The organism is Caulobacter sp. DMC95 (assembly GCF_056313785.1).
In genome coordinates, this window is record NZ_JBQUZP010000007.1 from 147,647 (window position 1) to 174,334 (window position 26,688).

General features: G+C 66.3%; 29 protein-coding genes and 1 pseudogene. 9 read left to right on the forward strand and 21 right to left on the reverse strand.

Annotated elements, in window-relative coordinates; genetic code table 11:
* The first annotated feature begins 7 nt into the window (after positions 1-7).
* Both htpX and ACT53N_RS16390 read left to right on the forward strand, forming a co-directional pair.
* Positions 8-964, forward strand: a complete 957-nt coding sequence (gene htpX / locus ACT53N_RS16385) for a zinc metalloprotease HtpX (RefSeq protein WP_476064893.1) — start codon at positions 8-10, stop codon at positions 962-964.
* A 210-nt stretch (positions 965-1,174) separates the two neighbouring features.
* Positions 1,175-1,393 (forward strand): hypothetical protein, encoded by a 219-nt coding sequence (locus ACT53N_RS16390; RefSeq protein ID WP_476064894.1) that lies wholly within the window; start codon positions 1,175-1,177, stop codon positions 1,391-1,393.
* Between the two features lie 263 nt (positions 1,394-1,656).
* On the opposite strand, the gene ACT53N_RS16395 is transcribed toward ACT53N_RS16390, so the two are convergent.
* Genes ACT53N_RS16395 through ACT53N_RS16410 form a run of 4 tightly spaced genes read right to left on the reverse strand, consistent with a single transcriptional unit; the run spans position 1,657 to position 3,616 of the window.
* Positions 1,657-2,076, reverse strand: coding sequence for an acyl-CoA thioesterase (locus ACT53N_RS16395; RefSeq protein ID WP_476064895.1), 420 nt, complete (start codon positions 2,074-2,076; stop codon positions 1,657-1,659).
* An 8-nt stretch (positions 2,077-2,084) separates the two neighbouring features.
* Entirely contained in the window at positions 2,085-2,426 is a 342-nt protein-coding gene (gene grxD, locus ACT53N_RS16400) for a Grx4 family monothiol glutaredoxin (RefSeq protein WP_476064896.1), read from the reverse strand.
* Positions 2,427-2,475: 49 nt separating this feature from the next.
* Entirely contained in the window at positions 2,476-3,366 is an 891-nt protein-coding gene (locus tag ACT53N_RS16405) for an aldo-keto reductase family protein (protein WP_476064897.1), read from the reverse strand.
* 13 nt (positions 3,367-3,379) lie between these two features.
* Positions 3,380-3,616, reverse strand: a complete 237-nt coding sequence (locus tag ACT53N_RS16410; RefSeq protein ID WP_268068252.1) for a BolA family transcriptional regulator — start codon at positions 3,614-3,616, stop codon at positions 3,380-3,382.
* A gap of 159 nt (positions 3,617-3,775) precedes the next feature.
* On the opposite strand from ACT53N_RS16410, the gene ACT53N_RS16415 reads away from it, so the two are divergent.
* The 3 genes from ACT53N_RS16415 to ACT53N_RS16425 all read left to right on the forward strand — a co-directional run bounded on the left by ACT53N_RS16415 (position 3,776) and on the right by ACT53N_RS16425 (position 7,768).
* Positions 3,776-4,705 (forward strand): M20/M25/M40 family metallo-hydrolase, encoded by a 930-nt coding sequence (locus ACT53N_RS16415; RefSeq protein WP_476064898.1) that lies wholly within the window; start codon positions 3,776-3,778, stop codon positions 4,703-4,705.
* 116 nt (positions 4,706-4,821) lie between these two features.
* Complete coding sequence (locus ACT53N_RS16420) at positions 4,822-6,639, forward strand: PAS domain-containing hybrid sensor histidine kinase/response regulator (protein WP_476064980.1); 1,818 nt, start codon at positions 4,822-4,824, stop codon at positions 6,637-6,639.
* Positions 6,640-6,850: 211 nt separating this feature from the next.
* Positions 6,851-7,768: a sensor histidine kinase gene (locus tag ACT53N_RS16425; RefSeq protein ID WP_476064899.1), complete on the forward strand. Its 918-nt coding sequence runs from the start codon at positions 6,851-6,853 to the stop codon at positions 7,766-7,768.
* An 86-nt stretch (positions 7,769-7,854) separates the two neighbouring features.
* Here ACT53N_RS16425 and purL read toward each other — a convergent pair whose 3' ends face one another.
* Together purL and ACT53N_RS16435 are read right to left on the reverse strand one after the other, a co-directional pair.
* Positions 7,855-10,074: a phosphoribosylformylglycinamidine synthase subunit PurL gene (gene purL, locus ACT53N_RS16430; RefSeq protein WP_476064900.1), complete on the reverse strand. Its 2,220-nt coding sequence runs from the start codon at positions 10,072-10,074 to the stop codon at positions 7,855-7,857.
* 11 nt (positions 10,075-10,085) lie between these two features.
* Positions 10,086-10,505: a hypothetical protein gene (locus ACT53N_RS16435; protein WP_476064901.1), complete on the reverse strand. Its 420-nt coding sequence runs from the start codon at positions 10,503-10,505 to the stop codon at positions 10,086-10,088.
* 374 nt (positions 10,506-10,879) lie between these two features.
* Between ACT53N_RS16435 and ACT53N_RS16440 the strand changes: the two genes are divergently transcribed.
* Positions 10,880-11,044, forward strand: coding sequence for a hypothetical protein (locus tag ACT53N_RS16440; protein ID WP_476064902.1), 165 nt, complete (start codon positions 10,880-10,882; stop codon positions 11,042-11,044).
* A 57-nt stretch (positions 11,045-11,101) separates the two neighbouring features.
* Here ACT53N_RS16440 and ACT53N_RS16445 read toward each other — a convergent pair whose 3' ends face one another.
* From ACT53N_RS16445 to ACT53N_RS16470, 6 genes and pseudogenes are all read right to left on the reverse strand, one after another.
* Positions 11,102-13,057 (reverse strand): CocE/NonD family hydrolase, encoded by a 1,956-nt coding sequence (locus ACT53N_RS16445; protein WP_476064903.1) that lies wholly within the window; start codon positions 13,055-13,057, stop codon positions 11,102-11,104.
* 104 nt (positions 13,058-13,161) lie between these two features.
* Positions 13,162-13,824 (reverse strand): phosphoribosylformylglycinamidine synthase subunit PurQ, encoded by a 663-nt coding sequence (purQ, locus tag ACT53N_RS16450; RefSeq protein WP_476064904.1) that lies wholly within the window; start codon positions 13,822-13,824, stop codon positions 13,162-13,164.
* A 66-nt stretch (positions 13,825-13,890) separates the two neighbouring features.
* Positions 13,891-14,032: pseudogene (locus tag ACT53N_RS16455) on the reverse strand (hypothetical protein); the annotation flags it as partial.
* On the reverse strand, positions 14,022-14,507 hold the full coding sequence (locus ACT53N_RS16460; RefSeq protein WP_476064905.1) for a DUF3291 domain-containing protein: 486 nt from the start codon (positions 14,505-14,507) through the stop codon (positions 14,022-14,024). The pseudogene ACT53N_RS16455 and the gene ACT53N_RS16460, both read right to left, overlap by 11 nt.
* Before the next feature lie 73 nt (positions 14,508-14,580).
* Positions 14,581-14,760 carry a rubredoxin gene (locus tag ACT53N_RS16465; protein WP_476064906.1) on the reverse strand — a complete coding sequence of 60 codons (180 nt, stop codon included), beginning with the start codon at positions 14,758-14,760 and terminating at the stop codon, positions 14,581-14,583.
* 10 nt (positions 14,761-14,770) lie between these two features.
* Positions 14,771-16,045, reverse strand: a complete 1,275-nt coding sequence (locus tag ACT53N_RS16470) for a cytochrome P450 (RefSeq protein WP_476064907.1) — start codon at positions 16,043-16,045, stop codon at positions 14,771-14,773.
* Between the two features lie 80 nt (positions 16,046-16,125).
* Here ACT53N_RS16470 and ACT53N_RS16475 point away from each other — a divergent pair, with 80 nt between their 5' ends.
* Entirely contained in the window at positions 16,126-16,749 is a 624-nt protein-coding gene (locus ACT53N_RS16475; protein ID WP_476064908.1) for a TetR/AcrR family transcriptional regulator, read from the forward strand.
* A gap of 141 nt (positions 16,750-16,890) precedes the next feature.
* Here ACT53N_RS16475 and purS read toward each other — a convergent pair whose 3' ends face one another.
* Entirely contained in the window at positions 16,891-17,130 is a 240-nt protein-coding gene (purS, locus tag ACT53N_RS16480) for a phosphoribosylformylglycinamidine synthase subunit PurS (RefSeq protein WP_010920350.1), read from the reverse strand.
* Between the two features lie 153 nt (positions 17,131-17,283).
* On the reverse strand, positions 17,284-18,042 hold the full coding sequence (gene purC, locus ACT53N_RS16485; protein WP_062093488.1) for a phosphoribosylaminoimidazolesuccinocarboxamide synthase: 759 nt from the start codon (positions 18,040-18,042) through the stop codon (positions 17,284-17,286).
* A 386-nt stretch (positions 18,043-18,428) separates the two neighbouring features.
* Here purC and ACT53N_RS16490 point away from each other — a divergent pair, with 386 nt between their 5' ends.
* On the forward strand, positions 18,429-18,743 hold the full coding sequence (locus tag ACT53N_RS16490; RefSeq protein ID WP_310212714.1) for a DUF1476 domain-containing protein: 315 nt from the start codon (positions 18,429-18,431) through the stop codon (positions 18,741-18,743).
* 60 nt (positions 18,744-18,803) lie between these two features.
* Here the strand turns inward: ACT53N_RS16490 and ACT53N_RS16495 are convergent, their stop codons facing one another.
* The 5 genes from ACT53N_RS16495 to ACT53N_RS16515 form a co-directional block, all read right to left on the reverse strand.
* On the reverse strand, positions 18,804-19,319 hold the full coding sequence (locus ACT53N_RS16495; RefSeq protein ID WP_476064909.1) for a DNA-deoxyinosine glycosylase: 516 nt from the start codon (positions 19,317-19,319) through the stop codon (positions 18,804-18,806).
* Positions 19,306-20,049 carry a 2OG-Fe(II) oxygenase family protein gene (locus tag ACT53N_RS16500; RefSeq protein ID WP_476064910.1) on the reverse strand — a complete coding sequence of 248 codons (744 nt, stop codon included), beginning with the start codon at positions 20,047-20,049 and terminating at the stop codon, positions 19,306-19,308. Before ACT53N_RS16500 ends, ACT53N_RS16495 begins: the two co-directional genes overlap by 14 nt.
* 2 nt (positions 20,050-20,051) lie before the next feature.
* The gene (gene purB / locus ACT53N_RS16505) at positions 20,052-21,362 is read right to left on the reverse strand and encodes an adenylosuccinate lyase (RefSeq protein ID WP_476064911.1); all 1,311 of its coding nucleotides are present in this window, start codon (positions 21,360-21,362) and stop codon (positions 20,052-20,054) included.
* 54 nt (positions 21,363-21,416) lie between these two features.
* Complete coding sequence (locus ACT53N_RS16510) at positions 21,417-22,913, reverse strand: spinster family MFS transporter (RefSeq protein ID WP_476064912.1); 1,497 nt, start codon at positions 22,911-22,913, stop codon at positions 21,417-21,419.
* Between the two features lie 211 nt (positions 22,914-23,124).
* On the reverse strand, positions 23,125-24,459 hold the full coding sequence (locus tag ACT53N_RS16515) for a spinster family MFS transporter (RefSeq protein ID WP_476064913.1): 1,335 nt from the start codon (positions 24,457-24,459) through the stop codon (positions 23,125-23,127).
* A gap of 106 nt (positions 24,460-24,565) precedes the next feature.
* Here ACT53N_RS16515 and ACT53N_RS16520 point away from each other — a divergent pair, with 106 nt between their 5' ends.
* Positions 24,566-25,195 carry a glutathione S-transferase family protein gene (locus tag ACT53N_RS16520; RefSeq protein ID WP_476064914.1) on the forward strand — a complete coding sequence of 210 codons (630 nt, stop codon included), beginning with the start codon at positions 24,566-24,568 and terminating at the stop codon, positions 25,193-25,195.
* Positions 25,196-25,328: 133 nt separating this feature from the next.
* Here the strand turns inward: ACT53N_RS16520 and meaB are convergent, their stop codons facing one another.
* Positions 25,329-26,309, reverse strand: coding sequence for a methylmalonyl Co-A mutase-associated GTPase MeaB (meaB, locus tag ACT53N_RS16525; protein ID WP_476064915.1), 981 nt, complete (start codon positions 26,307-26,309; stop codon positions 25,329-25,331).
* Between the two features lie 9 nt (positions 26,310-26,318).
* Entirely contained in the window at positions 26,319-26,636 is a 318-nt protein-coding gene (locus ACT53N_RS16530) for a heavy metal-binding domain-containing protein (protein WP_476064916.1), read from the reverse strand.
* Positions 26,637-26,688: the final 52 nt, after the last annotated feature.

Below are 26,688 nucleotides of genomic sequence, written 5' to 3' on the forward strand. Positions count from 1 at the left end.
AAAGACGATGAACCACTTCAAGACCTACATGCTGCTGGCGGGCCTGACCGCGCTGTTCATGGGCGCAGGGTTCCTGATCGGCGGCGCCACCGGCATGATGATCGCCCTGGTCTTCGCCCTGGCGATGAACGCGTTCTCGTACTGGAACGCCGACAAGATCGTGTTGCGCACCTACGGCGCGGTCGAGGTCGATGAGAGCCACCCCGAGCCGCTGATCCGCAACTATGTGATCGACACCGTCGAAATGGCCCGCTCGGCGGGCCTGCCGCGTCCGCGCATCACGGTGATCGACAGCGCTCAGCCCAACGCCTTCGCCACCGGCCGCGATCCCGACCACGCCGCCGTCGCCGCCAGCACCGGCCTGCTGCAGCTTCTGACGCGCGAAGAGATCCGCGGCGTCATGGCCCACGAGCTGGCGCACGTGAAGAACCGCGACACCCTGGTCATGACCGTGACTGCGACCATCGCCGGCGCTATCTCGGCCCTGGCCAATTTCGCCTTCTTCTTCGGCGGTTCGCGCGACGAAGAGGGCAATGGTGGTGGTCTGGGCGGCCTGGTTGGGGCGATCCTGATCGCCATCCTGGCCCCGATCGCGGCCATGCTGGTGCAGATGGCCATCAGCCGCGCCCGCGAGTACGAGGCTGATCGGATCGGCGCGCAGATCGCCGGCGATTCGGAGTCCCTGGCGCGCGCGCTGGAGAAGATCGAAGCCTACGCCCGCGGCGGCTACGAGAACGTCCAGGCAGAGCGTAATCCGGCCACCGCCCGTATGTTCATCATCAATCCGCTGGCCGGGAAGGGCGCCGACAACCTGTTCTCGACCCACCCGGCCACGCACAACCGCGTCGAGGCCCTGATGCGCCTGGGCGTGGAGCGTGGGGCCCGTCGTCCGGCGGTGGTCGCGTCGGCTTCGTCCAGCGTGCCGCTGAGCGGCGGCTCGCACGAGCAGGGCCCCTGGGGCTAACCCGGCCTCTGGTCAGCGAGCGCTCCTTCGGCGATCCTTGCGTCCGAACAACCTCGAGGACGTATGATCGGCGCGCTGTCACGCAGAGGGCTTCTATGGACCGGCTTGGCTTTAACGGCCGCCGGCTGCGTCACAAGGCCCAGCGTGATCGCGTCGGATCAGAGGTGGCCGGAGCTTGAACCGGTTGATGTGATAGCCGGGCGCGACGGCTTGACCGTACGTTTGGCCTCTGCGGGTTGCACGGTCAGAGCGGACGTCGTCTGCCATCTTGATCGCACCCAGGGCATCGCAGTGCTAGCCTTTGCCCGGCGGCGCCTGGAGACCTGCCGGTTCGGTAAGGCCGGGGTGGTCATTCTTGAGTTCAGCTACAACGAGCTGGGCCTGCGGCGCGGTGAACGGTTCAAGGTTGCGAACCCGTCCTTCCGCTAGCCAAGGTTCCGTGGGAGCGGGAATGATCAAATGGATCTCAGAGGCGTTCGGGCGCCTGGCGGCCGATGTCCAGCGAGAGACGGCCGAGTGGAGAATCCGCTGCACGGCCTGCGGCCGGCAAAAGTCTCTGGCTGCCGTCGGCGGCGTTCGCTACGGCGCTTCCGGAGCCAAACACACGCTGGGCTATTGCTCTGGCTGCAAGGGTCTTCGGATATTGAAGGTCTATCGGCCTGCCGAGGAAGCGACCATTCCGCCGCGCGGCCCTAACCTTTCGGCGTGAAGCGCTCGATCATCCAGGGCAGTACGCGGGCGGGGCGCTTGGCGGCGATGTCGATCAGCACCCAGTCGGTGCGGACCTGGGCGCACATTTCGCCGTCGGGCCCATCGATGCGGATGTAGCGCTCAAAGCGCGGACCCTTCAGCTCGCCCACCCAAGTATAGCCCGTGGCGGTTTCGCCGGGCAGAAGCTCGCGGCGATAGTCGACCTCGTGACGGCGCGCGACCCAACTCCAGGGCGCGCGCTCCTCAGGCGTGGTCCAGGCGTCCCAGTGGGTGATGGCCAGATCCTGCGCCCACCCCAGATAGACCACGTTGTTGACGTGGCCGTTGGCGTCGATATCCGACGCCTTGGGCGTGAAGGTCAGGGCGTAGGCGTCCGAGGGCGGGACAAAAAGGCGGCTCATGTCGCGCCTTAGGCGGCGAGCACGCCCTGTTCGGTCAGGAAGGTCTTCAGTTCGCCCGACTGGAACATCTCGCGGATGATGTCGCTGCCGCCGATGAATTCACCCTTCACGTAGAGCTGGGGAATGGTCGGCCAGTCGGTGAAGGTCTTGATGCCCTGGCGCAGGTCGTCGTCCTGCAGCACGTCGACGCCGACGAACTCGACGCCTAGGTGATCCAGGATCTGCACCACCACAGAGGAAAAGCCGCAGCGCGGCTGGTCCGGCACGCCCTTCATGAACACCACCACCGGATGGTCGGCGACGGTCTTGGCGATGAAGTCCAGGGCGGGGGAGGCGGCGGCGTCGGTCATGGCGGTATCCTAGAGTGCTTCTGTCAGCTAGGCGCCGTGCGGGCCGGGGTCAAGTCCGGTGGGCGGCCTTCTCGCGTTCTTGAGCCGAGAAGCGGGCCATCTCGATCTGGGCGCAGACGCCGGTGGGCAGGTCACGCTCGACCACGGCGGCCAGGCGCTCGATCTCCTGGCGGGTATCGGCGGTGATCCGCACCGTCGCCAGCGACGGCTCGGTCAGGGCGTAGCCGAGGCAGATGTCCTCGGCGCTCCAGCCGGGCGTGTTGCTCAGGAACTCATAGCCGCCTACGTCCGCGAGCGGGTCGGTGCGCCTTTGCCAGAACGAGGGTTTGGGCGGCGCCTTGTCGGCGACTTCGCGCAGGGCCTGGGGCCAGAAGTCCTCGCCGATGACCGCGAAATTATGCTGCGAGGCCTGGCGGATGCGATGGCGTTCGGCCCATCCCGAGGAAAGATTGTAGGGCGACGAAATGGCCGTGACCAGGTCGTTGGCCAGCAGGCCCGGGTCAATGTCACCGCGACTGGCTATCCCCAGTCCGCGCAGCGCCCGCGCCTTCTGCAAGTCCTGAAGGCCGGCCTCAAAGGCGACCGGCAGCGACGCCGATTGCGGGTCGTTGATCAGCACGAGGTCCAGATAGTCCAGCGACAGGCCCTCGAAGGCCGATCGGCGTAGGAGCTCCAGCGTCTGTCGCCCATGCTGCGTCGCGTCGCCGCGAATCCGCCAGGTCAGGAACAGCAGGTGGCGCTCGACCGAAGCGAACGCCTCGCCCGCGCCCTTGAGCATCTCCGGCGAGTCGCCGTCGATCTGGAAGCTGTTGACGCCGTTCTCCAGCGCCGTGAACACTAGGGCGCGCCAGTCATTGGCCCGGAGTCGCGAGCTATCGGCCAGGCGCAGCGTCAAGGCCGAAACCGCGATGCCCGTTGCTCCGAAGGGACGATAGCGCACGGTGCTGAGGCTCCTACTCGGCGGGGGCGGCGGTTTCGAGCGCGAGAGCGTGCAGGGTTCCGCCCAGCACGTCGGCCAGCGCCCGGTTGACCAACTGGTGTTGGCGCACGCGCGGCAGCCCCTTGAACGCCGGGGACACGATCCGTGCTTTCCAATGGTCGTTGTCGCCGACCAGATCCGTCAACACGATCTCGGAATCCGGAAACGCCGCGACCAGACGGGCTTCGAGTTCGGCGTGAGACATGGGCACGGGACGAATACTCCGATCTTTCAGCCGCTTTTCTGGCTGAGAATCCTTAAGAACAACCATACCTGGCGCAGTGGCGCGATAGCGCCAGTCATAGGGTTAACTATCGTGATGACCGAGAATTAATTGAACCGGGCACGCAGGGCGAGGCATGTAGCGGCCATGATCATCTCCCGCCACTCACTGAGTCTTTTCGCCGCCGCCTTCCTGGCCGTCGCCTCGCCGGCTTTCGCCGGTCCTGGCGACAAGGCTCTTGATGACGTTCGTATCCTGTCGGCCGACGATATGGAGGGGCGCGGCGTTGGGACCCCGGGTTCCGAGAAGGCGCGGGCCTATATCCTCTCGCGGTTCCGTGAGATCGGGCTGGCGCCGGTGGGCGACCGGTTTGAGCATACGTTCGCCTTCACCAAGCGCGACGGTTCGGCGGCGCAGGGCGTGAACTTGATTGCGCGGATCAGCGGGACCCAGCCAGGCAAGGCCATGGTCGTCACCGCGCACTACGACCACCTGGGCGTCCGTAACGGCGAGATCTTCAATGGCGCCGACGACAACGCCTCGGGCGTGGCGGGCCTGCTGGCGGTGGCCGAGGCCTTCAAGGCCAAGCCGCCGACGCACGACGTGATCCTGGCGGTGGTCGACGCCGAGGAAAGCGGGCTGCGCGGCGCGCGGGCGTTTGCGGCGGCGCCGCCGATCCCACTGGAGACGATCGTGCTGAACATCAACTTCGACATGCTCAGCAAGAACACCAAGAACGAGTTGTTCGCCGCCGGCGCATCGGCGTTCCCCATTCTGCGCCCGGTCCTGGAGCGGGTCGCCGCAACGGCGCCGGTGGCTCTGAAGCTGGGCCACGACACCGACGCTGACGGCGCGCAGAACAACTGGACCAACCAGTCCGACCACTACGCCTTCGTCGAGAAGGGCGTGCCGTGGGTCTATTTTGGCGTCGAGGATCACCCCGAGTACCATCGCCCGAGCGACGACTTCGCGACGATCCCGCAGGACTTCTTCAAGCGCTCGGTGGCGACGGTCGTGCAGGCCAGCTTGGCCTTGGAGGCGTCGCTGGACGCGGTGGCCAAGAGCGCGGGGCGCTAGCCGCGCTTTTGTCCCGCCGCTAGGCGCGACCGATTGTCTCCGGTCTGGCTGGAGGGGCCATCTGTCCCTAATCTGGGGACTATCATCGTGATTCCGGTGACCCCAGGAGCTGCACGATCGTCCCGACCGCCGTCAGAACCCGAATTATCAGAGCCGCGCCTGCGGTCTGCCTCATCGTGGCCGTGGCCATGGCGCTGGATTTCGTCGTCAACATCCTGCTGTTGAACGATCGCGCCGCCTACGCGCCCGTCACGACGCTCGTCCTGTCCACGATCATCGCAGCGCCCTTGGCCTATTGGCTGAGCAGCCAGAAGATCCGGCTTGAGGAGATGCACGCCGACTTGAAGGCCAGCCTCGACGCCAAGCAGGGCGCCGTCGAAGAGGCCGAGACCGCCGTAGCCAAATATCGCGAGGTTGATCGCCTCTACCGGCTGCTGGGCGACAACCTGACGGATCACGTCGCTCTGTGGTCTCCCCAAGGTGAGCGGCTCTACAGCTCGCCCAGCATCGAACGCATCAGCGGCTACACGCTCGAAGAGTTCATGGCCCTGCCGCCGCAGGCCATGGTCAGCGATGCGGACTTCAAGCGCGTGCAGGGCATCATTCGCAAGCTCACCCCCGGCGGCGAGCCTGTCAGCGCCGACTACCAGAGCCTCCGCAAGGACGGAGCGGTGATCTGGCTGGAGAGCACCTACTCCCTGCTGGGGGACGGATCGGACATCCTGCTGGTGACCTCGCGCGACATCACCGAACGCAAGCGTCTGGAACTGGACATCGCCAAGGCCCTGGAGATGGCCGAGGCGGCCTCGGCGGCCAAGTCCGACTTCCTGGCCAACATGACCCACGAGCTGCGGACGCCGCTGACGGCGATCATCGGCTTCGCCGAGGTGCTGCGACGCTCGCGCAATCTGAACAAGACCGCCGCCCGACAGGTCGGCCATATCCTTGACGCCAGCAACACCCTGCTCAGCGTCGTCAATGATGTGCTGGACTTTTCCCGCCTCGAGGCGGGCGGGCTGGAGTTGGACCCCGCGCCTTTCGATCCGGCCGCCATGGCCTCGTCCTGCGCCGGCCTAGTGGCCGAGCGCGCGGAAGCCAAGGGCCTCGAGATCCATGTTCGCACGCCGCGCGGCGTCAGGCCCATGAATCTGGATGGGCCGCGGCTCAGCCAGGTGCTGCTGAACTTCCTGTCCAACGCGGTGAAGTTCACCGCTCACGGCGCCATCACCGTCGCCCTGCGCCAGACCGTGGAAGGCGATGAGGCGGTCCTGCGCGGCGAGGTCATCGACACCGGCATCGGTATCGCGCCCGAGCACCGCGAGAACATCTTCGACCGCTTCTCCCAGGCCGACGCGGCCGTGTCACGACGCTTTGGCGGTACGGGTCTCGGGCTGGCGATATCGCGCCGTATCATCGAGCGGATGGATGGCCGCATCGGCGTCGATAGTGTCGAGGGGCAGGGCTCGACCTTCTGGTTCGAGGTGCGCGGACCGCTCGCCGAACTGCCCACCCAGGAGGCTCAAGAGACCTCACCTCTGGACGCGGACGCCGATGTCCGGCTGCTGCTGGTGGAGGACAATGCGGTCAATCGGGAGCTGATCTGCGCGATGCTTGAGCCCTTCGGCGTCGCTGTCGAGACCGCCAATGACGGCGTGGCCGGGGTCGAGGCCATGCGCCAGGGGCAGTACGATCTGGTGCTGATGGACGTGCAGATGCCGGTCATGGACGGCCTGACCGCCACCCGCGAAATCCGGGCCCTAGAAGGCGCCCGCGGGGCCTCCACCCCCATCATCGCCATGACGGCCAATGTCTTGCCTGAACAGGTCGCCAACTGCCTGGCCGCGGGCATGGACGACCACTTGGGCAAGCCGATCAGTCCCGGCAAGCTGCTGGAGGCGGTGGCGCGCTGGTCGGGACGGTCGCACGCGGCTTAGGGCGCCAGACAGACCGGGGATCCCGACGAGTCTTTGGGAGACTCTCGCACGCGCCTTCGCAATGGTGAACAGTCATGCTACGGACCAGCCCTAACACCGCGTCGGGGGGGCGGAGTTGCCTTACAGCATAGATCAGTTCGATTGGGGAACGACGCCGCTAGGTCCAAAGGAAACTTGGCCTGGGGCGCTTCGGACAACCTACGATATCCTGATGGGGACCGAGTTCGCGACCTGTGCGACCTGGGGACCCGAACAAACGCTGATCTATAACGCAGCCTATATTCCATTCCTCGGCGCGAGGCACCCAGCGGCTCTGGGGCAGCCGATCCATCTGGTCTGGTCCGATGTCTGGGACGAGATTGCGCCATTGCTGCGTAAGGCCATGGCCGGCGAGCGAGTCTACATGGAAAACATGCGTCTGGTCATGACCAGAAACGGCTTTCCGGAAGACACCTATTGGACCTTCTCATACAGCCCGCTCCGCGACGGCGATCGGGTCGAAGGCATATTTGATATCGCCATAGAGACGACCGGACAGGTGATGGCCGAGCGGCAACGCGAGTTGCAGGTCGCAGAGACCACCCACCGCTTGAAGAATACGCTGGCCCTTGTACAGGCCATCGCTCAGCAGACCCTTCGCGGTGTCGGCGAGCGCGATCTCGTGCGGAGCTTTGACGATCGTGTCCACGCGCTGGCGGCCGCCCACGACGTCCTGCTGAGGCAAGACTGGAACGGCGCGGATCTGGCGGGTCTGATCCAGGCTGCAATCGCCAATGTGACCGAGCGCTCGCGCGTCCACATCGAGGGTCCGCCTTTGGGCGTAAAGGCGCCGATCGCCCAGAACGTATCCTTGCTGGTCCATGAGTTGACCACGAACGCGATCAAGTACGGCGCTCTGAGCGATCCAGCGGGCCGCGTACGGGTCAGCTGGGTCCATGACGGCCCAGTGGTGCGCATGGAATGGCGCGAGGAGGGCGGACCACCTGCGTCTCCGCCTTCGCGCAAGGGATTTGGCACGCGGCTCGTCAGTCTTGGCCTGACGGGCGCAGGGGGCGTGGAGATGGACTATGGGCCCGGTGGGCTGACGGTTCAGCTCTCGGCTTCCGCGGAAAGCCTGCTGGAAGCCTGAGGGCGAGGGTGTCTTCTGGCGGCGAGTGTCGACCCTCGCCGGAACCCTGGTCGCCAGCCATGGACCGGCGACCAGGTTTAGAGGCGTCAGGCCTTCGGCGCGTTCATATAGCCCGGGAGCCAAGCCTCGTGCGCGGTGCGCAGGGCCTCCAGCGAGACGCTGAACAGACCGTCTGATGCGAACGCTTCACCGCCAGCGACGCCGGCGACGCTGGCGTGCACGCCGGCCTCTTTCGCCGCATCCAGCACCGCGTCCGGGTCGGGCGTGGCGATCATGTAGCGGGCCTGATCCTCGCCCAGCAGATAGGCGTGGGCGTGCGCCTGACTGGGGGTGTTGAGGGTGATCCCGACCTTGCTGGCCAGCGCCACGTCGGCCGCCGCGACCAGAAGTCCGCCGTCCGACAGGTCGTGGACGCCCGCCACGAGGCCCGAGCTGATCAGGCCGCGCACGAAGTCGCCGGTCTTGCGCTCCAGCGCCAGATCGACTGGCGGCGGGGCGCCGTCCTCGCGTCCCAGGATTTCGCGCAGATAGATCGAGGCGCCCAGTTCGCCGCGCGTCTCGCCGACGAGCACCAACGTATCGCCCTCGGCGACATTGCCGAAGCCGGTGCGCAGGTCGTAGTCCTCGAGCAGGCCCACGGCGCCGACGGTCGGGGTCGGCGGAATGGCGACGCCGTTGGTCTCGTTGTAGAGCGACACGTTGCCGGACACGACCGGGAAGTCCAGCGCGCGGCAGGCCTCGGCCATGCCGTCGGTGGCGCGGACGATCTGGCCCATGGTCTCGGGCTTTTCGGGGCTGCCGAAGTTCAGGTTGTCGGTGATGGCGATCGGCAGGGCGCCGGCGGCCGTCAGGTTGCGCCAGGCTTCGGCCACGGCCTGCTTGCCACCCTCGTACGGGTCGGCCTGGACGTAGCGCGGGGTGCAGTCGCTGGTGACGGCGATGGCCTTGCCCGTGCCGTGGATGCGCACGATGCCGGCGTCGCAGCCGGTGGCGCTGTCTTCCAGCGTGTCGGCCATGACGTGACGGTCGTACTGCTCCCACAGCCAGCGCTTGGAGGCCATGTCCGGGCAGCCGACGATCTTCAGGACCGCTTCGTTCCAGTTGGTCGGAGCGGGAACGGCGGCAGGGTCGAGGCGCGGCTGCAGCGCGGGCTGGACCCAGGGGCGGTCATAAAGCGGCGCGTCGTCGAACAGCGGGGCCAGCGGCACGTCGCAGACCGTTTCGCCGTGATGCTTCAGAACCAGGCGGCCGGTGTCAGTGGTGTAGCCGATGACGGCTGCGTCCAGGCCCCACTTCTCGAAGATGGCGTGGCCGTCCTTCTCGCGGCCGGGCTTGAGGACCGCCAGCATGCGCTCCTGGCTTTCCGACAGCATCATCTCATAGGCGCTCATGCCCTCTTCGCGCTGCGGGACCATGTCCATGTTCAGCTCGATGCCGACGCCGCCCTTGCCGGCCATCTCGACCGACGACGAGGTCAGGCCCGCCGCGCCCATGTCCTGGATGGCGGCGACCGCGCCGGTGGCCATCAGCTCCAGCGTCGCCTCGATCAGCAGCTTTTCGGCGAAGGGGTCGCCGACCTGAACGGTGGGGCGCTTCTCCTCGGAATCCTCGGAGAATTCGGCCGACGACATGGTCGCGCCGTGGATGCCGTCGCGGCCGGTCTTAGAGCCGAAATAGACGACCGCCAGGCCCGGGCCCGGGGCGGCCGAGTAGAAGATGCTGTCGGCCTTGGCCAGGCCCACGCACATGGCGTTGACCAGGATGTTGCCATTGTAGCCCTTGTGGAAGTTGGTCTCGCCCGCGACGGTGGGCACGCCCACGCAGTTGCCGTAGCCGGCGATGCCGGCGACCACGCCGTCGACCAGGCGCTTGGTCTTCGGATGGCTGGGATCGCCAAAGCGCAGGGCGTTCAAGAGCGCGATCGGTCGCGCGCCCATCGTGAAGACGTCGCGCATGATGCCGCCCACGCCCGTCGCCGCACCCTGATAGGGCTCGATGTACGAGGGGTGGTTGTGGCTCTCCATCTTGAAGATGATCGCGTCGCCGTCGCCGATGTCGATCACGCCGGCGTTCTCGCCCGGGCCGCAGATCACCCGCGGGCCGTCGATCGGGAACTTCTTCAGCTGGTTCTTCGACGACTTGTACGAGCAGTGCTCGGACCACATCACCGAGAAGACGCCCAGCTCCACGAGGTTGGGCTCACGGCCCAGGCGCTTGAGGACAACGTCATATTCGGCGGGTTTCAGGCCGAACTCGGCGGCCATCTCGGCCATGGGCTTTGCAGCGGGCGTGGAGGAGGTGCTCATGGGCGCGCGTTCTAGCGCGCTGCTGAGGATTCCGCCACCGTCGAGGACTCGGTCGGGTCCTCATATCTGCCCCCTTTTCGGCCCGACTGGGTGACCGTGGCTTCAGGCTTGGTCTCCGGGGTTTCAGCCTTGGCCTTAGGCGTCTCGACCTCAGCGTCGGGTGTCTCGACCTTGGTCGGCTCGCCGTTCAGGTCGCCGAACACCGCCGTGGACTGCTTGTGAGCGAACGCGATCCAGCCATCGATGACCGCGCCGCCCTTTTCGACAGACCCCATACGCAGGGAGGCGCCGATCACCACGGCGCCGAACAGCGCCAGCAGCAGGACGAACGCACTCACGATCGGGTGCACGCCAGACCGCTTGCGGCGCTTTGCCCAGACAGGCACGCCGCTGACATAGGTTTCGGGAAACCGAACTTCGGGATCGGCCATGGTGTTTTAACTCTGCGCGTCGGGGAAGGCTCCCGCCGCAGCCCCCCAATTTATGTTTGTGGCTCAGAGGTTTGTCGGATGCGCTGGATCTATTCCACCACTCTCCCTCTATCGGTGCGGCTTAACCTTAACTCGCACGTGATGGGCGAGAATTTGCCGCGCCGAGGCCGGTCGGGAGTCTCTTCGTGCCCAGAGGGCGAAGGCCATCGCGGCCGACGCGATGATTTCAATCGACCGCGCGCGCCTAACGGTAAGGCCAGTAAAAACTGAAGCTTAGTTGAAGATTACGAGACTTGGCCGGAGGAACGTCGGGTGTCCGGAGCCGTTCTCTTACCGTGCGCTTAAAGCGCGCGGTGAGCTAAAGGAGAAGCCCGATGACCGAACAAGATCGCAATCCGCAGCAACAGCAGGGCGACCAGCAGCGCCGAGCCCCGGATCAACAGCAACAGCAGAAGGGCGGCGAGCGCCAGACTGAACAGGGGCGTAACCCTAGCGGTCAAGCTAATCAGCAGGACAACGTCCAACGCGGCGACCGCTGATACGCCTCTGCTTGGCGGAAGAAGGGCCGGCGGTTCGACCGCCGGCCCTTTTTGCGTTTATTTGGCGTCCACGACCGGCAGCTCGATGAAGCTGGCCGTATCGCCCGCGTGGAACACCCGCTGCGTGGCCTTCACATAGTCGCCCGGCTTGGCGAAGAAGATGTTCGGCACGAAGGTCTGCGGGTTGCGGTCGTACAGCGGGAACCAGCTGGACTGCACCTGCACCATGATCCGGTGGCCCGGCTTGAAGGTGTAGTTCGCCGTGGGCAGGATGAACTGGTACTTCAGTGCCGTGTTCGGCTTCAGCGCCTTAGGCTCGCTGAAGCTCTCGCGATAGCGGCCGCGGAAGATCGTCATGCCCACCGCCAGCTGATAGCCGCCCAGCTCGGGTTGGCTGGGGACCTCGTCGGGGTAGACATCGATCAGCTTGACCACCCAGTCGCTGTCCGTGCCGCTGGTCGAGGCGAACAGGTTCACCTTGGGGACGCCGGCGATCTTCATCGGCTCGGTCAGAGGTTCGCTGACATAGGTCAGCACGTCCGGACGCCCATCGACCGAGCGCTGATCGGTCACCAGCCAGGGCGTCCAGCGGCTGCGGTCGGAAAACTGCAGCGGGCGAGGGATGTAGGGAACAGGCTTGGCCGGATCCGACACATACTCTGTATAGCCCGCAACGCCCTTTCCGGCCGCCGGGGCGCTGAAACCCAGGCCGCCGTTGGCGCCCAGATAGAGGTTCTTGCTGGCCTTGCCTGAACCGGCGCCATCCGCGCCGCCCTGCGGCCAGGTCGCGTATCGGTTCCACTTGTTCTGGCCCGGATCGTAGATGAGCACCGGCGGGGTGTCAGCCTTGGGGCCGTCCTTCAGATACTGGTCGAAGAACGGCTTCATCACATCGCGGCGGAACTGCAGGGCGGTGTCGCCGTCCCACTTGAACGGGCCCAGATTGTAGCCGTCATAGTTGACTTGGCTGTGCCGCCACGGGCCCAGCACCAGGTAGTTCTTGTCGTTCCCCGTGTCCTTAGACTCCATCGCCGGGTACGAGTGCACCGCGCCCCAGATGTCTTCCTGGTCCCACAGGCCCTGGATCCACATGGTCGGCACCTTGAGCGGCGTCTTCTCCATGACCTTGTCCAGAGCCTGCTCGCTCCAGAAGCTGTCATAGGCCGGATGGGCGAACAGCTTCTGCATCCAGGGCAGCTTGTCCAGGCCATGGTTCTTGGCGTAGTCGCCGGCCGAACCCTCGCGCAGGAAGTTGGAATAGTCGTCATAGCCCTGGCGCTGGACGCCATCGCCTGAGCCCCGCACCGCCGTCTGGCCGCTGAAATAGTCGAAATTGATCTGGCGGAAGGCGCCGTGTTGGAACCAGTCGTCGCCCATCCAGCCGTCGACCATCGGGCTCATCGGTGCGGCGACCTTCAGGGCCGGGTGCGGATTGACCAGGGCCATCACCACGGTGAAGCCCTCGTACGAGCTGCCCAGCATCCCGACCTTGCCGTTGGTCTCCGGCACGTTCTTCACCAGCCAGTCGATGGTGTCGTAGGCGTCGGTGGAATGGTCGACTTCCGAGCTGTTCAGCGGCCCTTTCAGGGGGCGGGTCATCACATAGTCGCCTTCGGAGCCGTACTTGCCCCGGATGTCCTGGAACACGCGGATATAGCCGCCGTCGGCGACAAAGGGCTCGTCGCCCTGCGGCAGGGTGGCGACCATGCGCGGGCTATCGGCGCGCGCGGCCCGGGCGGCGGCGTTGTAGGGGGTGCGGGTCAGCATGATGGGCAGGCCTTTGCCGCCCTTGGGAACCACGATCACGGTGTAGAGCTTGGTCCCGTCCCGCATCGGGATCATCACGACGCGCTTTTCGTAGTCGTAGTTGACCTTGGGCGCGACGTACTTGCCGTCGATGTCCGGGGTCATCGCCGTGATTTGGGGCGTGACCTGGGCGTGGGCGACCGCGCCGAAGGCGCAGACCGCAGCGGCGGCCAGCAGGGTGGCGCGCAAGGTGGTGACAAGACTCATGGGACCCTCCTACAGAGGGCGGCAGCTTAGGCTCGCGTTTTGGGTGCTGCTACAGTGTAACAGCGCGCATGGGCCCACTTTTTGTAAGTGGGCGCGCTAGCGCCTCAGGCGCTTTGGAAGATGCTGCGGAACAGCACCGCGCCGTCCTCCGAGCCGAGGTCGGCGTCGAAGGCCCGGTCGGGGTGGGGCATCAGGCCCAGGACGTTGCCACCCTTGTTGACGATCCCGGCGATGTCGCGGGCCGAGCCGTTCGGGTTCTGCTTATAGCGGAACACCACCTGGCCCTCGCCCTCAAGCCGGTCCAGCGTCTCTTCGTCGGCGAAGTAGTTGCCCTCGCCGTTGCCGACGGTCATCACCGCCTGGCGCTGTTCGCCATAGCCGGCGGTGAAGCGGGTCTGGCCCTTGACGATGTCCAGTTCGACGGGCTTGCAGACGTACTTGAGGCCCGCATTGCGCAGCAGGGCGCCGGGCAGCAGGCCGACCTCGGTCAGCACCTGGAAGCCGTTGCAGATGCCGACGACGGCGACGCCCTTGCCGGCGGCCGCGACGACCTCTTTCATCACGGGGCTTTGGGCCGCCATGGCGCCGCAGCGCAGATAGTCGCCGTACGAGAAGCCGCCGGGCAGGACGATCAAATCCAGATCGTCCGGCAACGCCGTCTCCTGGTGCCAGACCATGTCGACACGCGCGCCAGCAGAGCGCTCGATGGCGACCTTGCAGTCACGATCGCAGTTCGAACCCGGAAAAACGATGACGGCGGCTTTCATGGCGCGGGCGTTTAGCACCGTTCGTGCGGGATGTCAGGGGGCGAGCGCTTTAAAGCGCCCCCTCCGTCACGTCGCCTTGCGGCGCCGCGCCACCTCCCCCGCAAGCGGGGCAGGAGGGAAGCGGCTTGCTCCTCACTCGTAAAACGGGGGAGGTGACGCGATGCGAAGCATCGTGACGGAGGGGGCGCTCGGGAGGCCTAGGCGCATTCGTCCAGTTCGGGCGCCACGGCCTCGCCGCTGGACGCGGGGAAGGGGGTCTCGAAGGTGAAGGCGGCCGGCGTCGGGCCGTGGGCCTCCAGGTGCGCCAGCTTCGACAGGGCTTCTTCGACCGTCGGCGTGTGGCCGACCGGGACCCACCACAGGGCCATGTAGAGGTCCATGTGCTCGAACCACTCGCGACGGCGGCGCATGATCTCGACATGGCCGCTGCGATAGACGAAGGCACCGAGCGAAGGGATGTCGGTCCAGACAGACAGGTTCGGGATGAACAGCGGATCCTGGCCGATCACCAGATCCGTGGCGTTGTTTCCGTCGCCCGTCAGGCGCCAGACGAAGCCCGACGAGGCCTCTGCGAGCGCGTTGATGCGGTCCAGGTTTTCGGCGAAGTCCTTGATCAGCGGATGATCTATCGGGGCTTTCAGGCGACCGACATTGACCTGGGCCAGGTGGAACTTGGCGCTCATTGAGGGTCTCCCTTCCGCTCGCGTCCCAACATTGTGCGGCGACGCTTCGAGCGGAAGGGGAGCGAAGGATTTTCTACAGCTCGATCATGTCGAAGTCAGACTTCGGCGTGCCGCAAAGCGGGCAGATCCAGCCCGCCGGGATGTCGGCCCAGCGGGTGCCGGCCGCCAGGCATTCGCCGGGGTCGCCCTGTTCCTCGTCATAGATGTAGCCGCAGGTGCGGCACTGCCAGACCTTGAAGGGTTCCTCGCTCATCGCCGCCGCCTCAGTGCATCTTGAAGCGGATGGGCACCGACTTGGGGCCGCAGACGAAGTTGGCGACCATGCGGGTGGGCGCGCCGTCCAGCTCGACGCTGTCGAGGCGGGCGAAGAGCTCCTCCCACAGCACCCGCATCTCCATCCGCGCCAGGTGCTGGCCAAGACAGATGTGCGCGCCGTAGCCGAAGGCGACGTGCTTGTTGGGCGTGCGATAGACGCGGAACTCGAAGGGCTTGTCGAACACCGCCTCGTCGCGGTTGCCGGACGGATAGGACAGCATCATCCAGTCGCCCTTGGCGATCTTCTTGCCCGCCAATTCGGCGTCGGCGGTGGCGGTGCGCATGAAGTGCTTCACGGGCGTGACCCAGCGGATCGATTCCTCGATCAGGCCCGGGATCAGCGACGGATCGGCCTTGACCTTGGCGAACTGGTCAGGGTTTTCGGCCAGCGCCCACAGCGCGCCGGCGGTGGTCGAGGAGGTGGTGTCGTGCCCGGCCGTGGCGGCGATGATGTAGTAGCTCATCGCCTCCAGGTGACCCATCGGTTCGCCGTTGATCTTGCCGTTGGCGATCAGGGTGGCCAGGTCGTTGCGCGGATTGGCCCGGCGGTCCTCGGTGATGGCGTTGAAATACATCATGAAGTCCATGACCACGGACTGGATGCTGTCCACGCCCTCGCCGACGTCGGTCACCGACTTGCCGGTGCGGTTCAGGTCCGGGTCGGCGTTGCCGAACAGCTCCTGGGTCAGCTTCAGCATGCGGGGCTCGTCGCTCTCGGGCACGCCCAGCACTTCCATGATTACGTGCAGCGGATAGAGGAACGCCACGTCTCGGGCGAAGTCGCAGCGGTCGCCGTGCTCGGCCATGCGGTCGACGAAGCCGCGGGCGATCTCGCGGATCCGGGCCTCCAGCGCCCGCAGGTTCTGCGGCAGCAGCGCGCCTTGGGTGATCTTGCGGTAGGCGAAGTGGTCGGGGTTATCCATCTGCACCAGTGAGCGGACGAGGTGAGGGGACCCGCCCATCATTTCGCGCACCTTCTTGTCGGCCTCGATGGTGGTGACCACCGTGGCGCGGTCGCCGTTGTGGAACAGCTCGTTCTGGCGCTCGACCTCCAGGATGTCGGCGTGGCGCGTGACCACCCAGAACGGATCGAAACCGTCCGGCTGGGCGACCGCAAGCGGCGCTTCGCGGCGGAGATGGGCGAAGGCCTCGTCGATCCGGTCGCCGTCGGCATAGGCCTTAGGGTCGATAATGGTGTTGGCGATGTCGGTCGAGATCGTCATGCAGGCCTCCTGGTTCCTCCCGGACGGCTGCGGCCGTCACTTATTTGCTTGTTGTCTAACAAATAACTATGGTTCGCAAGATGACGACCGCCCTTAAGGTTCCCGCCCGCCGCACCCAGACCGACCGGCGCCAGCAGTCCGAGGCCGAGCTGTTGCGCGCCGCCGCTGAGCTGATCGCTGAGCAGGGCGTGGCGGCGGCCACCTTCGAGAATATCGGCGCGCGGGCGGGCTACAGCCGGGGCCTGGCCACCCAGCGGTTCGGGTCCAAGCAGGGGCTGATCGAAGCTTTGATCGCACGGCTGCAGGCCCGGCTCCAGGCCCAGATGGACGACCGGCGGTTGGACCAGATGAACGGTCTGGAGGCCGTGCTGGGCTTTGTCGATGCGTTCCTGAGCACTTTGGCTCAGGACGGCGAGCTTCGCGCCTATTTCGTGATGATGGCGGGCGCGGTTGGCGACATGTCAGACCTGCGCGCGCCGTTCGCCGCCGCCCACAAGGAGGCCGAGCAGCGTCTGGAGGCGATGGTGTTGCGCGGGCAGGCCGAGGGCGTCATTCGGTCGTCGCTGGACGCCGACGCGGCGGCGCTGATGGTCGGGTCGCTGTTGCTGGGCGTGTCGACTCAGCTGCTGATCGACCCGGGCATGGACCTGGAGCCGATCCGGCGGACCAGCTTGGCGACGTTGAGGGTCAGTTTCGGGGTTTGAGGTCCTAGGGGGCTTTCGCGCCCCCTCCGCGCCTGCGGCGCTCCTCCCCCAGAGGGGGAAGAAGGCCTTCCGCCCCCTATGGGGGCGGACGACCGCGAAGCGGTCCGGTGGGGGGCAGCGGCGCTGGCCGCCATGGCCCCCTCAGGCCACGTCGATGCGGTAGCTTTCGATGACCGTGTTGGCGAGCAGCTTTTCGCACATGGTCTTGACCTCGGCCTTAGCGGCTTCGGCGTCGGTGGCGTCCAGGTCGAACTCGATGACGCGGCCGACGCGGGCGTCCTTCACCGACGGCCAGCCCAGGCCGTGCAGGGCGTTTTCGACAGCCTTGCCCTGAACGTCGAGAACGCCGGGCTTCAGGAACACGTGGACGGTGGCTTTCACTCTTAATTCTCCTCACCCGTGAAACGGGGGAGGGGGACCGCGAAGCGGTGGAGGGGGCGCACCCAGCCGTCCATCGCATCGGGGTTTGCGCCCCCTCCGTCACGCGGCGACGCCGCGCGCCACCTCCCCCGCATGCGGGGGAGGAGATCCCAACTAGTGCACGCCGCCCTGAATGACGGTCGGCATTTCCTTCATGATCCCTAGGCGGCGGGCCACCTCGGTATAGCTTTCGATGACATTGCCCAGATCCCGCCGGAAGCGGTCCTTGTCCAGCTTCTCGTTGGTCACGGTGTCCCACAGGCGGCAGCTGTCGGGGCTGATCTCGTCTGCAAGAATGACGCGGCTGAAGTCGCCTTCGTAGATGCGGCCGAACTCGACCTTGAAGTCCACAAGCGTGATGCCGACGCCCGCGAACAGGCCCGACAGATAGTCGTTCACCCGCAGGGCCATGGCCATCATGTCGTCGATCTCCTGGGTGGCGGCCCAGTTGAACGCGGTGATGTGCTCTTCGGTGACCATTGGATCGCCGAGCTTGTCGTCCTTGTAGTAGAACTCGATGATCGAGCGGGGCAGGGGCTGACCTTCGGTCAGGCCCAGGCGCGTGGCGATCGAGCCGGCGGCGATGTTACGCACCACGACCTCGAGCGGGACGATCTCGACTTCCTTGATCAGCTGCTCGCGCAGGTTCAGGCGGCGGATGAAGTGGTTTTGGACGCCGATCCCGTTCAGGCGAGTCATGATGTACTCGCTGATCCGGTTGTTGATGACGCCCTTGCCTTCCAGGATGGCCTTCTTCTGGGCGTTGAACGCGGTCGCGTCGTCCTTGAAGTACTGGATCAGCGTGCCGGGCTCCGGGCCCTCGTAGAGGATCTTGGCCTTGCCTTCGTAGATCTTCTTGCGACGGGTCGTCATGGCTCTCGTCGAGGCCCTTTCCGGAATCGCGCGCCGCCCCAGTCCGGGATCCTCCCGGAAAACGAAAAGCGCGCGCGGCCGATAGCTGCGCGCGGCGTTCGACTCAAGGCCGCTCACTCAAAAATTCCCGTCGAACGTACCCGAACGAGCCGGTGTTCGCAAACCAACGGCCAGAGTTTGGCCTATGATCGATACGAAACGTGGCCTGCGGCTTATCCGCCGATTGCAGCGAAGAGCGCCACGATATATGCAGCCGGCGTAGGAGCATGATAGCCGAAAGTGGACGCCGGTTTTGGCGACCATCATGCTCAAAATGATTTGGAATTAGAGCCTATTGGGCCGGATCGACCGATCTGGACCGACAGGCTGGCGACTTTGGGGCCTTCATGACCACCTTCGACGAACGCGAGCAGGGTTTCGAACGCAAGTTCGCGCACGACCAGGAACTGGAATTCAAGGCGACTGCGCGCCGCAACCGCCTGCTGGGCGAATGGGCCGCCGGCCTCATGGGCCTGGCGACCGTGGAAGAGTATGCACGCGCCGTCGTGAAGTCCGACTTTGAACAGCCGGGCGACGAGGATGTGCTGCGCAAGGTCTTCGAAGACCTGAAGGGCGCTGGCGTCTCGACCACCGAGGGCGAAGTCCGCATGAAGATGGCCGAGCTGCTGGCTCAGGCCCGCGAACAGATCAAGGGCGAGTAACCGCTCGGAGCGTTCGCGCTCGATTTTTGAAGGGGCCGCTCCTGCTGGGGCGGCCCTTTTCTATGTCTGAGGTCGAATTTCTGGTGGGCGTAAGGCGTCCCGCAGCGCGGCCCAGGCCGCCGCTTTCTCCGCGAACGTCCGCGCCGCGTAGGCGGGGCTTGAGGAGGGCAGGGCCAGGGTAGCGACGCGTGTCCCTATGAGACGGCCGCCCCGTCGCGTGGCGGTTCCGCCGTTGAAGGCCACCAGCCGCAGGGCTGGCAGGGTGTCGAGGAGTGCTACAAGATCGTTGGCGGACGGGTCGCGGATGGCGGCGTCCAGGCTGCCTGGACGCTGGGCCGTTTTGATGACGTCCCAAAGCCCGACACCATGCGCCAGCAGCGTCGCCAGGCGATCCGGGTAAGCGCACGCGACAAGCGGCGCGTCGATCACGCCTTCCATCAACCGCCAGAAGGCGTTGCGGGGGTGGCCGTAGTACTGCCCCGCCGCCAGCGAGGCGTCGCCCGGCAGGCTGCCGAGGATCAGCACGCGGGTCCTGGCGTCGACGACCGGCGGGAAGCCTCGCTTAGCCGCGTCCATCGGGCGGATCGTTACGCAGCCAGCCGGTGACCGTCAGGCGCAGCGCGCCCGCGTAGGGGGCTACCGGGGCCACCGAGTGCTGCTGGGGCACCTTGAACAGGCTCAGCACATTGAAGGCCGGCGCAAAGCCTTTGGTGACGTCGCCGTGGTCGTCGTGGAACAGGAGCTGACCGCCCCAGTCGGGCCGCCAGTGGCGCGTCAGGCCCAGGGTGTAGGCGGCCAGGCGCTCGCCCACGCCCGTATCGTCATGCTGGGTGAGAAAATCGCCAGGACGGTAGCAGGTCGCTTGGCCGTCGATCTTGGTGACGCCCGCCTCGCCGGTGACGGCCGCGCCGAAGGCGATGAACTCAGGACTGTTCAGGAACGCGGTCAGGGCGTGGATCGGATGGCCTGGGTCGCGGCCCCCGACCAGCGCGTCGATCATCGGATAGCCGAGATAGACATAGGCGAAGCCGCTGCGCGCCCGCAGGGTGGCCGCATGTAGGCGGTCGGCCACGGCCTGATCACCGAGCTCGGCGCGTCGAGCGCGGCTGATCACCTCGGCGCCGCCGCGCTCGTTCGAGCAGATGATGTCCCAGTCGATTGTCTGTTCAAGAATCCCGGCCAGGCGCTCAACGACGGCCGGCTCAAACACCTCGGGGATGCGTACGACGCCGTCGCGGGCGTAGGCGTCGGCGAACGCCGCCGGATCCAGCGCGGGATTGAGGCGCAGGACCGGCGGTTCGCTCATAGTCAGCCCTGCTCGCCGAAGACGCGCTGGAAGATCACGTCGACGTTCTTAGTGTGATAGCCAAGGTCAAACAGGTCTTCGAGTTCGCTCTCGGTCAGCGCCTTGGACACGACCGGATCGGCTTTCAGGAAGTCGAGGAACCGGCCTTCGCCGCGCCAGACCTTCATGGCGTTGCCCTGCACGGCCGCGTAGGCGTCCTCTCTGGAGACGTCCTTGTGCGTCAGGGCCAGCATGACGCGCTGCGAGAAGACAAGGCCGCCCAGCTTGTCCAGGTTCTTGGCCATGTTGTCAGGATAGATGTTGAAGCGCTCGATCACGCCCGCCAGACGGCGCAGAGCGAAGTCGAGGTGGATGGTGGCGTCCGGACCGATGCCGCGCTCGACCGACGAGTGGCTGATGTCGCGCTCGTGCCAGAGGGCGACGTTCTCCATGGCCGGCACCACGGCCGAGCGGACCAGGCGGGCGAGGCCCGTCAGGTTCTCGGTCAGGATCGGGTTGCGCTTGTGCGGCATGGCCGACGAGCCCTTCTGGCCCGGATCGAAGGGCTCTTCGGCTTCCAGGACCTCGGTGCGCTGCAGGTGGCGGATCTCGGTGGCGAGGCGCTCGACCGACGAGGCGACGACGCCCAGGGCCGCGAAATAGGCCGCATGGCGGTCGCGCGGGATCACCTGGGTCGAGACGGGCTCGACCGCCAGGCCCATCTTGTCGGCCACGTGCTGCTCGACGCGGGGGTCGACATTGGCGAAGGTGCCGACGGCGCCGGAGATCGCGCAGGTGGCGATCTCGAACTTGGCCATCGCCAGGCGCTCCTTGGCGCGCTGGAACTCAGCGTAGTAGCCAGCCAGCTTCAGGCCGAAGGTGATCGGTTCGGCGTGGATGCCATGGCTGCGGCCGACGCAGACGGTCATCTTGTGCTCAAGGGCCCGGCGCTTCAGCGCGGCGAGCACCAGGTCGACGTCTTCCAGCAAGAGGTCAGTGGCGCGCGAAAGCTGCACGGCGAAGCAGGTGTCCAGCACGTCGCTGCTGGTCATGCCCTGGTGCAGGAAGCGGGCCTCAGGGCCGACGATCTCCGACACGTGTGTCAGGAAGGCGATGACGTCGTGCTTGGTGACGCGCTCGATCTCGTCGATGCGGTCGCTGTCCCAGACCGCGTCGCGGCCCTTTTCCCAGATCGTCTCGGCGGCGAGCTTGGGGATGACCCCCAGTTCGGCCATGGCGTCGGCGGCGTGGGCCTCGATCTCGAACCAGATCTTGTACTTGGTCTGGCTGGACCAGATGGCGGCGGCTTCGGGGCGGGCGTAGCGGCTGATCATGGGGCGGCCGTTTCGGCCCGACCGCCCCGCGAGTCAAGGGAAGAGGCTTATTACTTACGCCGCCTTGCGTTCCTCGAAGTGCTTGACCATGCCGATGGCGGCCAGGGCGTAGTGCAGGCCGGCCCAGGCGTAGAAGCACAGCGAGACGATGATGCCCTGCTGGCTGGCCACCGAGAGGGTGGTCTTGCACTGGGCCGCCAGCTCAGCCGCTGCGCCCTTGGGCGCGACGCCGCCGGGGCAGGCGCTGGCGAAGCTCTGACCCATCTCGCCGCCGAACGATCCAAACACGCTGGCGATCACGCCGCCGCCCGGGTGGTTGAAGTGGAACTGCGCCAGATGGTCGATCAGCCAGCCGGTGAAGACCGGCCCGCCGCCCAGGGCGATCAGGTTCAGGAAGAAGAACAGGATCGCCGTCGCCGTCGCGCGTCGGCGGGGCTCCACCGAGTTCTGCACGACGCCGAAGGTCGGGGCGAGGTACACATAGTGGAAGATGCCCGGAACCAGCAGGATCAGGGCGGTGGTCTGCCAGTCGGTCTGCAGATAAGCGGCGATATAGATCGGCGTGCACAGGATCAGGCCGATGGCGGGCGTCAGGGCGTACCACTTGGCGCTGCGCTTGCCGGCCCAGTCGCTCAGGAAGCCGCCGACCAGCGTGCCGACGCCGGCCGAGAAACCGCCGATCAAGCCGGTGATCAGGCCCACCTGCGCCAGGCCAAGGTCGAAGGCGCGGACGAAGTAAGAGGGCACGAAGGCGCCGGACCCATAAGAACCGAACGAGGCGATCGTCACGCCCAGCACCATGTGCAGCACCGGCCACTTGCCGAACAGGATCTTGGTGACGGCCCACAGCTCCCTGAACTCGTTGGCCAGCGAGAAGGAGGGCTTTGCGGGCTCGACCACGACGTCCTCGGCTTCGAGCGGGCGCTCGACGATCTCGGAATGACCGCGCGGCGGCTCCTTGACCACCAGCTTGACGATTACCGCCAGTAGGATGCCTGGCAGGCCGACGATGACGAAGGCCACGCGCCAGCTGAACTCCTGGGCCAGCCATCCGCCGGCCACCGCGCCGAACATCGTGCCCAGCGGAATGCCGAATGAATAGATCGACAGCGCCGTGGCCCGCTTCTTCGGCTCGTAATAGTCGCTGATCAGCGAGTGGCTGGGCGGCGAGCAGCCGGCCTCGCCGACGCCGACGCCGAAGCGGAACAAGGCGAGCTGGGTGAAATTGACGGCGGCGCCGCACAGGGCCGTGAAGCCCGACCAGATCACCAGCGAGGCCGAGATGATCGTCACCCGATTGAAGCGCTCGGCCAGGCGAGCGATCGGGATGCCGAGGATGGTGTAGAGCAGGGCGAAATAGAGGCCGCCCAACAGGCCAAGCTGGGTGTCGGTGAGTTTCAGGTCGACCTTGATGGCCTGACCGATGGTCGCGATGATCGTCCGGTCGATAAAGTTGAAGGTGTAGGTGGCTAGCAACAGCCCCAGCACCGCGGCCTTGTAGCCGTTCGAGTAAAGCGGCCGATCGCCGCCGGACGCACGCGCGTCGGCCATGCTGACTCTCTCCCTTCAAACATTTGTTCTAATCTTTGAGGGGACTGTAGACGTAACGGAAGCCCAAGCGCCAGAGGGGAAATAGAGATCCTCACCCGCGTCGCGGGGGAGGTGGTCCAGGGGGGGCGGAGGGGGGCATCTGGGCCACCGTCCAGCGAGCCCGCTCAGTCACTTTGTGACAGCTCCCCCGCAACGCGGGGGAGCAACCAAACTAGCTGACCATCTCGTCGCGGATGGTCTTGCGGGCCGCCCAGAACAGCGCGAAGGCCACCAGACCTAGGGTCGCCGACAGGATCAGCGCCCAGCGCACGCCTTGCGCCTCGCCAAGCCCAACCGGCCCGGCCAGGATGTCGCTCAGCAGGCCGACGACCAACGGGCCCAGGCCAAGGCCGATCAGGTTGATGATCAGCAGTAGAACGGCCGAGGCCGTGGCGCGCAGCGCGGGATCAACGATGCTCTGAGCCGTCGCGTAGACCGGGCCGTACCACAGCGTGCCCAGAAGCGCGTTGACGGCCAGCAGGCTGATCGCCGCCATCGGCGCGTCGAGGCTCATGGCGACAACGAAGATGGGGATCGTGATCACCGAGGCGATGGCCGGCACGGTGACATAGGCCCTCAGATCCTTGGCTCCGAGCCGGTCTGCGAAGACCCCGCCCAGCCAAGCGCCGATGACGCCGGCCGTCCCCCCGATCAAGCCGAGCGCCAGGCCGAGGAACCCGGCCGATTTCAGGCCGAACAGCCCGGCAAGTTCGGCGATCTCGGCGCCATGGACGCGGAAGAAGAACGAGGCGGTGAACGGCGCGTGGCCGTATCCGATGAAGGCCTTGATCGAGGCGGCCAGCGCCACCAGCCAGAAGGTCTTCTTGGTGGCCAGCACCGCCAGGGCGGCGGCGAAGCTGATCTGCGAGCTGGCGCGGGCGGCCATCTCGGCGGCCAGTTTCTTGCGCGGCTCGACCAGGGTGAAGGCCGCGACCAGAGCAAACACCAGGCCCGGGGCGCCGGCGACCATGAACGCGACGCGCCAGCCGTAGGCGTCAGCCACCAGGCCGCCCATCGCCATGCCGGCCAGCGTGCCCAGCGGCGTGCCGATCGAATAGAAGGCGATGGCGCTGGCCCGCTTCTCCTTGGGCACATAGTCGGTGATCAGCGAGTGCGCGGGCGGGGTGCAGCCCGCCTCGCCGACACCGACGCCGATGCGCGCCAGGATCAGCTGCCAGAAGTTTTGCGTGAAGCCGCACAGCACCGTGAAGGCGCTCCAGGCGGCGACCGAAATCCCGATGATATGCGGCCGGTTCTTGGTCTCGGCGATGCGGGCGATCGGGATTCCCAGCACCGTGTAGAAGATCGCGAAGGCCAAGCCCGTCATCATGCCCAGCTGCCAGTCCGCCAGGCCAAGGTCGCGCTTGATCGGCTCGGCCAGGATGTTGACGACCTGCCGATCCAGGAAATTCAGGGTGTAGATAATCAAAAGCACCCAAAGGGCGTAGCGGCGATAGGCCGTCGACACCGGGGCGATGACGGGCGACGGCGTGGCGGCTTGCGCCATGGACTCTCTCCCTCGAACATTTGTTCTAATCGTTGAGGGCAGCTTAGACGCAGGCTAAGCGAAAACGCCATCCGGCATTTTCGAAACACCTTCAGGAGCGCGCGGCGTGGAACTCGTGATCGGCACCAAGCGGTGGTCCACCTGGTCGCTGCGCCCATGGCTCGCGCTCAAGCGGGCGGGTGTAGACTTCCGCGAAATCGAGATCGAGCTGCGCCGCGGCGAAGCCACGGGCGACGAGATCGGCCGCATCTCGCCCAGCCGCCTGGCGCCGGCTTTGCGCGACGGGGATCTGGTGATCTGGGACTCGCTGGCGATCTGCGAGTACCTGGCGGAAAAGTTCCCGGACGCGAAGCTGTGGCCCGATGATCCGACCCTGCGCGCGCTGGGCCGTTCGGCGTGCGCCGAAATGCACTCCGGATTTCAGGCGCTACGGAGCGAATGCCCCATGGCGCTGGACGAGTCGCCCCGCGCGCTTGAACTTTCCGAAGCGACGCAGAAGAACGTCCGCCGCATCGTGGCGCTGTGGACGGGTCTGCTGGCGCGCTCGCACGGCCCGTTCCTGCTCGGCGACTGGTCGATCGCCGACGCGTTCTACACGCCGGTGGCGACACGGTTCCGCACCTATGGCGTGCGCCTGGCGGACTACGGCGACGCCGGCGCGGCTCAGGCCTATGCAGAGCGCCTGTTGCAGACGCCGGCGTTCTTAGAGTGGGAGCAGGCGGCGCAGGCGTGCTAGCGGCTCAATCCTCCCCCTAGCGGGGAGGTGTCGGCTCGAAGAGACGACGGAGGGGCAAGGAGCAAGTTCGTCAGGACTTCCCCCTCCGTCCGCTGCGCGGACACCTCCCCCGCGAGGGGGAGGATTTGGGTCCTCACAATCCGAACGCAGTCAGCAGTCTGTCGGCCGCTGCGGAGGCCGGGACCTCGCCCTGACGCACCGCCGCCTCCAGCTCCGGAGTCAGTGTTGCAACGGCCGGGGCGGTCTTGAAGGCGTCTTCCAGGCGGTCGCGGACCATGGCCCACATCCAGCGGGCGTCTTGGTCGGCGCGACGGGCGGCGCGAGCCCCATTGGCGGTCATGACTTCGCGATGGCGCTGGATCTGGGTCCACAGGACGTCCAGTCCCTGGCCCATCAGGCCCGAGGCGGTTAGCACCGGCGGCGTCCAGTCTGGGTGGGCCGGGGTGAGGATATGCAGAGCGTTGCGATAGTCGCGGGCCGAGCGCTCGGCCTTGGCGGGATCGGCGTCGGCCTTGTTGATGACAAGGAGGTCGGCCAGTTCGATCAGGCCTTTCTTGATGCCCTGCAGCTCATCGCCGCCGCCGGGAATCAGCACGGCCAGGAAGATGTCGACCATGTCGGCGACGACCGTCTCGGACTGGCCGACGCCCACCGTCTCGATGATCACCACGTCGAAACCGGCCGCTTCGCACAGCAGCATGGCCTCGCGGGTCTTCCGCGCCACACCGCCGAGCGCGCCGCCGGAGGGGGAGGGGCGGATAAAGGCGTTTGGCTGGACGCTGAGCTGCTCCATCCGCGTCTTGTCGCCTAGGATCGAGCCGCCGTGACGGCCCGAGGAGGGATCGACGGCCAGCACCGCCACCTTGTGACCAGCCTCAACGAGATTGCAGCCGAACCGCTCGATCATCGTCGACTTGCCAGCGCCCGGCACGCCTGTGATCCCGATGCGCTGCGCGCGTCCGGTCAGCGGCATCAGGCGCGACAGCAGCGTCCGGGCGGCGGCCTGATGGTCGGCGCGGCGGCTCTCCACAAGGGTGATTGCGCGCGCCAGCGCCGCCCGATCGCCGTCGATCAGTCGGGGCGCCAGGGCGTCGATGTCGAGCGCGGGTGTCACGTCCCTCGATTAGAGGACGACGGCGGTCCCGGAAACCGAAACCATCATCATCGAGCCTTGCGGGCCGACGGTGTTGTAGTCGAGGTCGACCGCCAGAATAGCGTTGGCGCCCAGCTTCTCGGCTTCCTTCATCAAGTTCTTCATCGCGTCCTCGCGGGCGCGGGCCAGCACGCGCTCGTAGGACTTCGAGTGCCCGCCGATGAAGTCGCGGATCGCGGCCAGGAGATCCAGAACGACATTCGCGCCCAGAATCGACTGGGCGTAGATCGCGCCCTTGTAATCCTGCACGGGGCGGCCCTCGATGAACGGCGTAGTCGTGATCAGCATTCGAGAATCCTAGCGGACCATAGCGTTAACTTAGGCGCAAACGCCGCCTTTC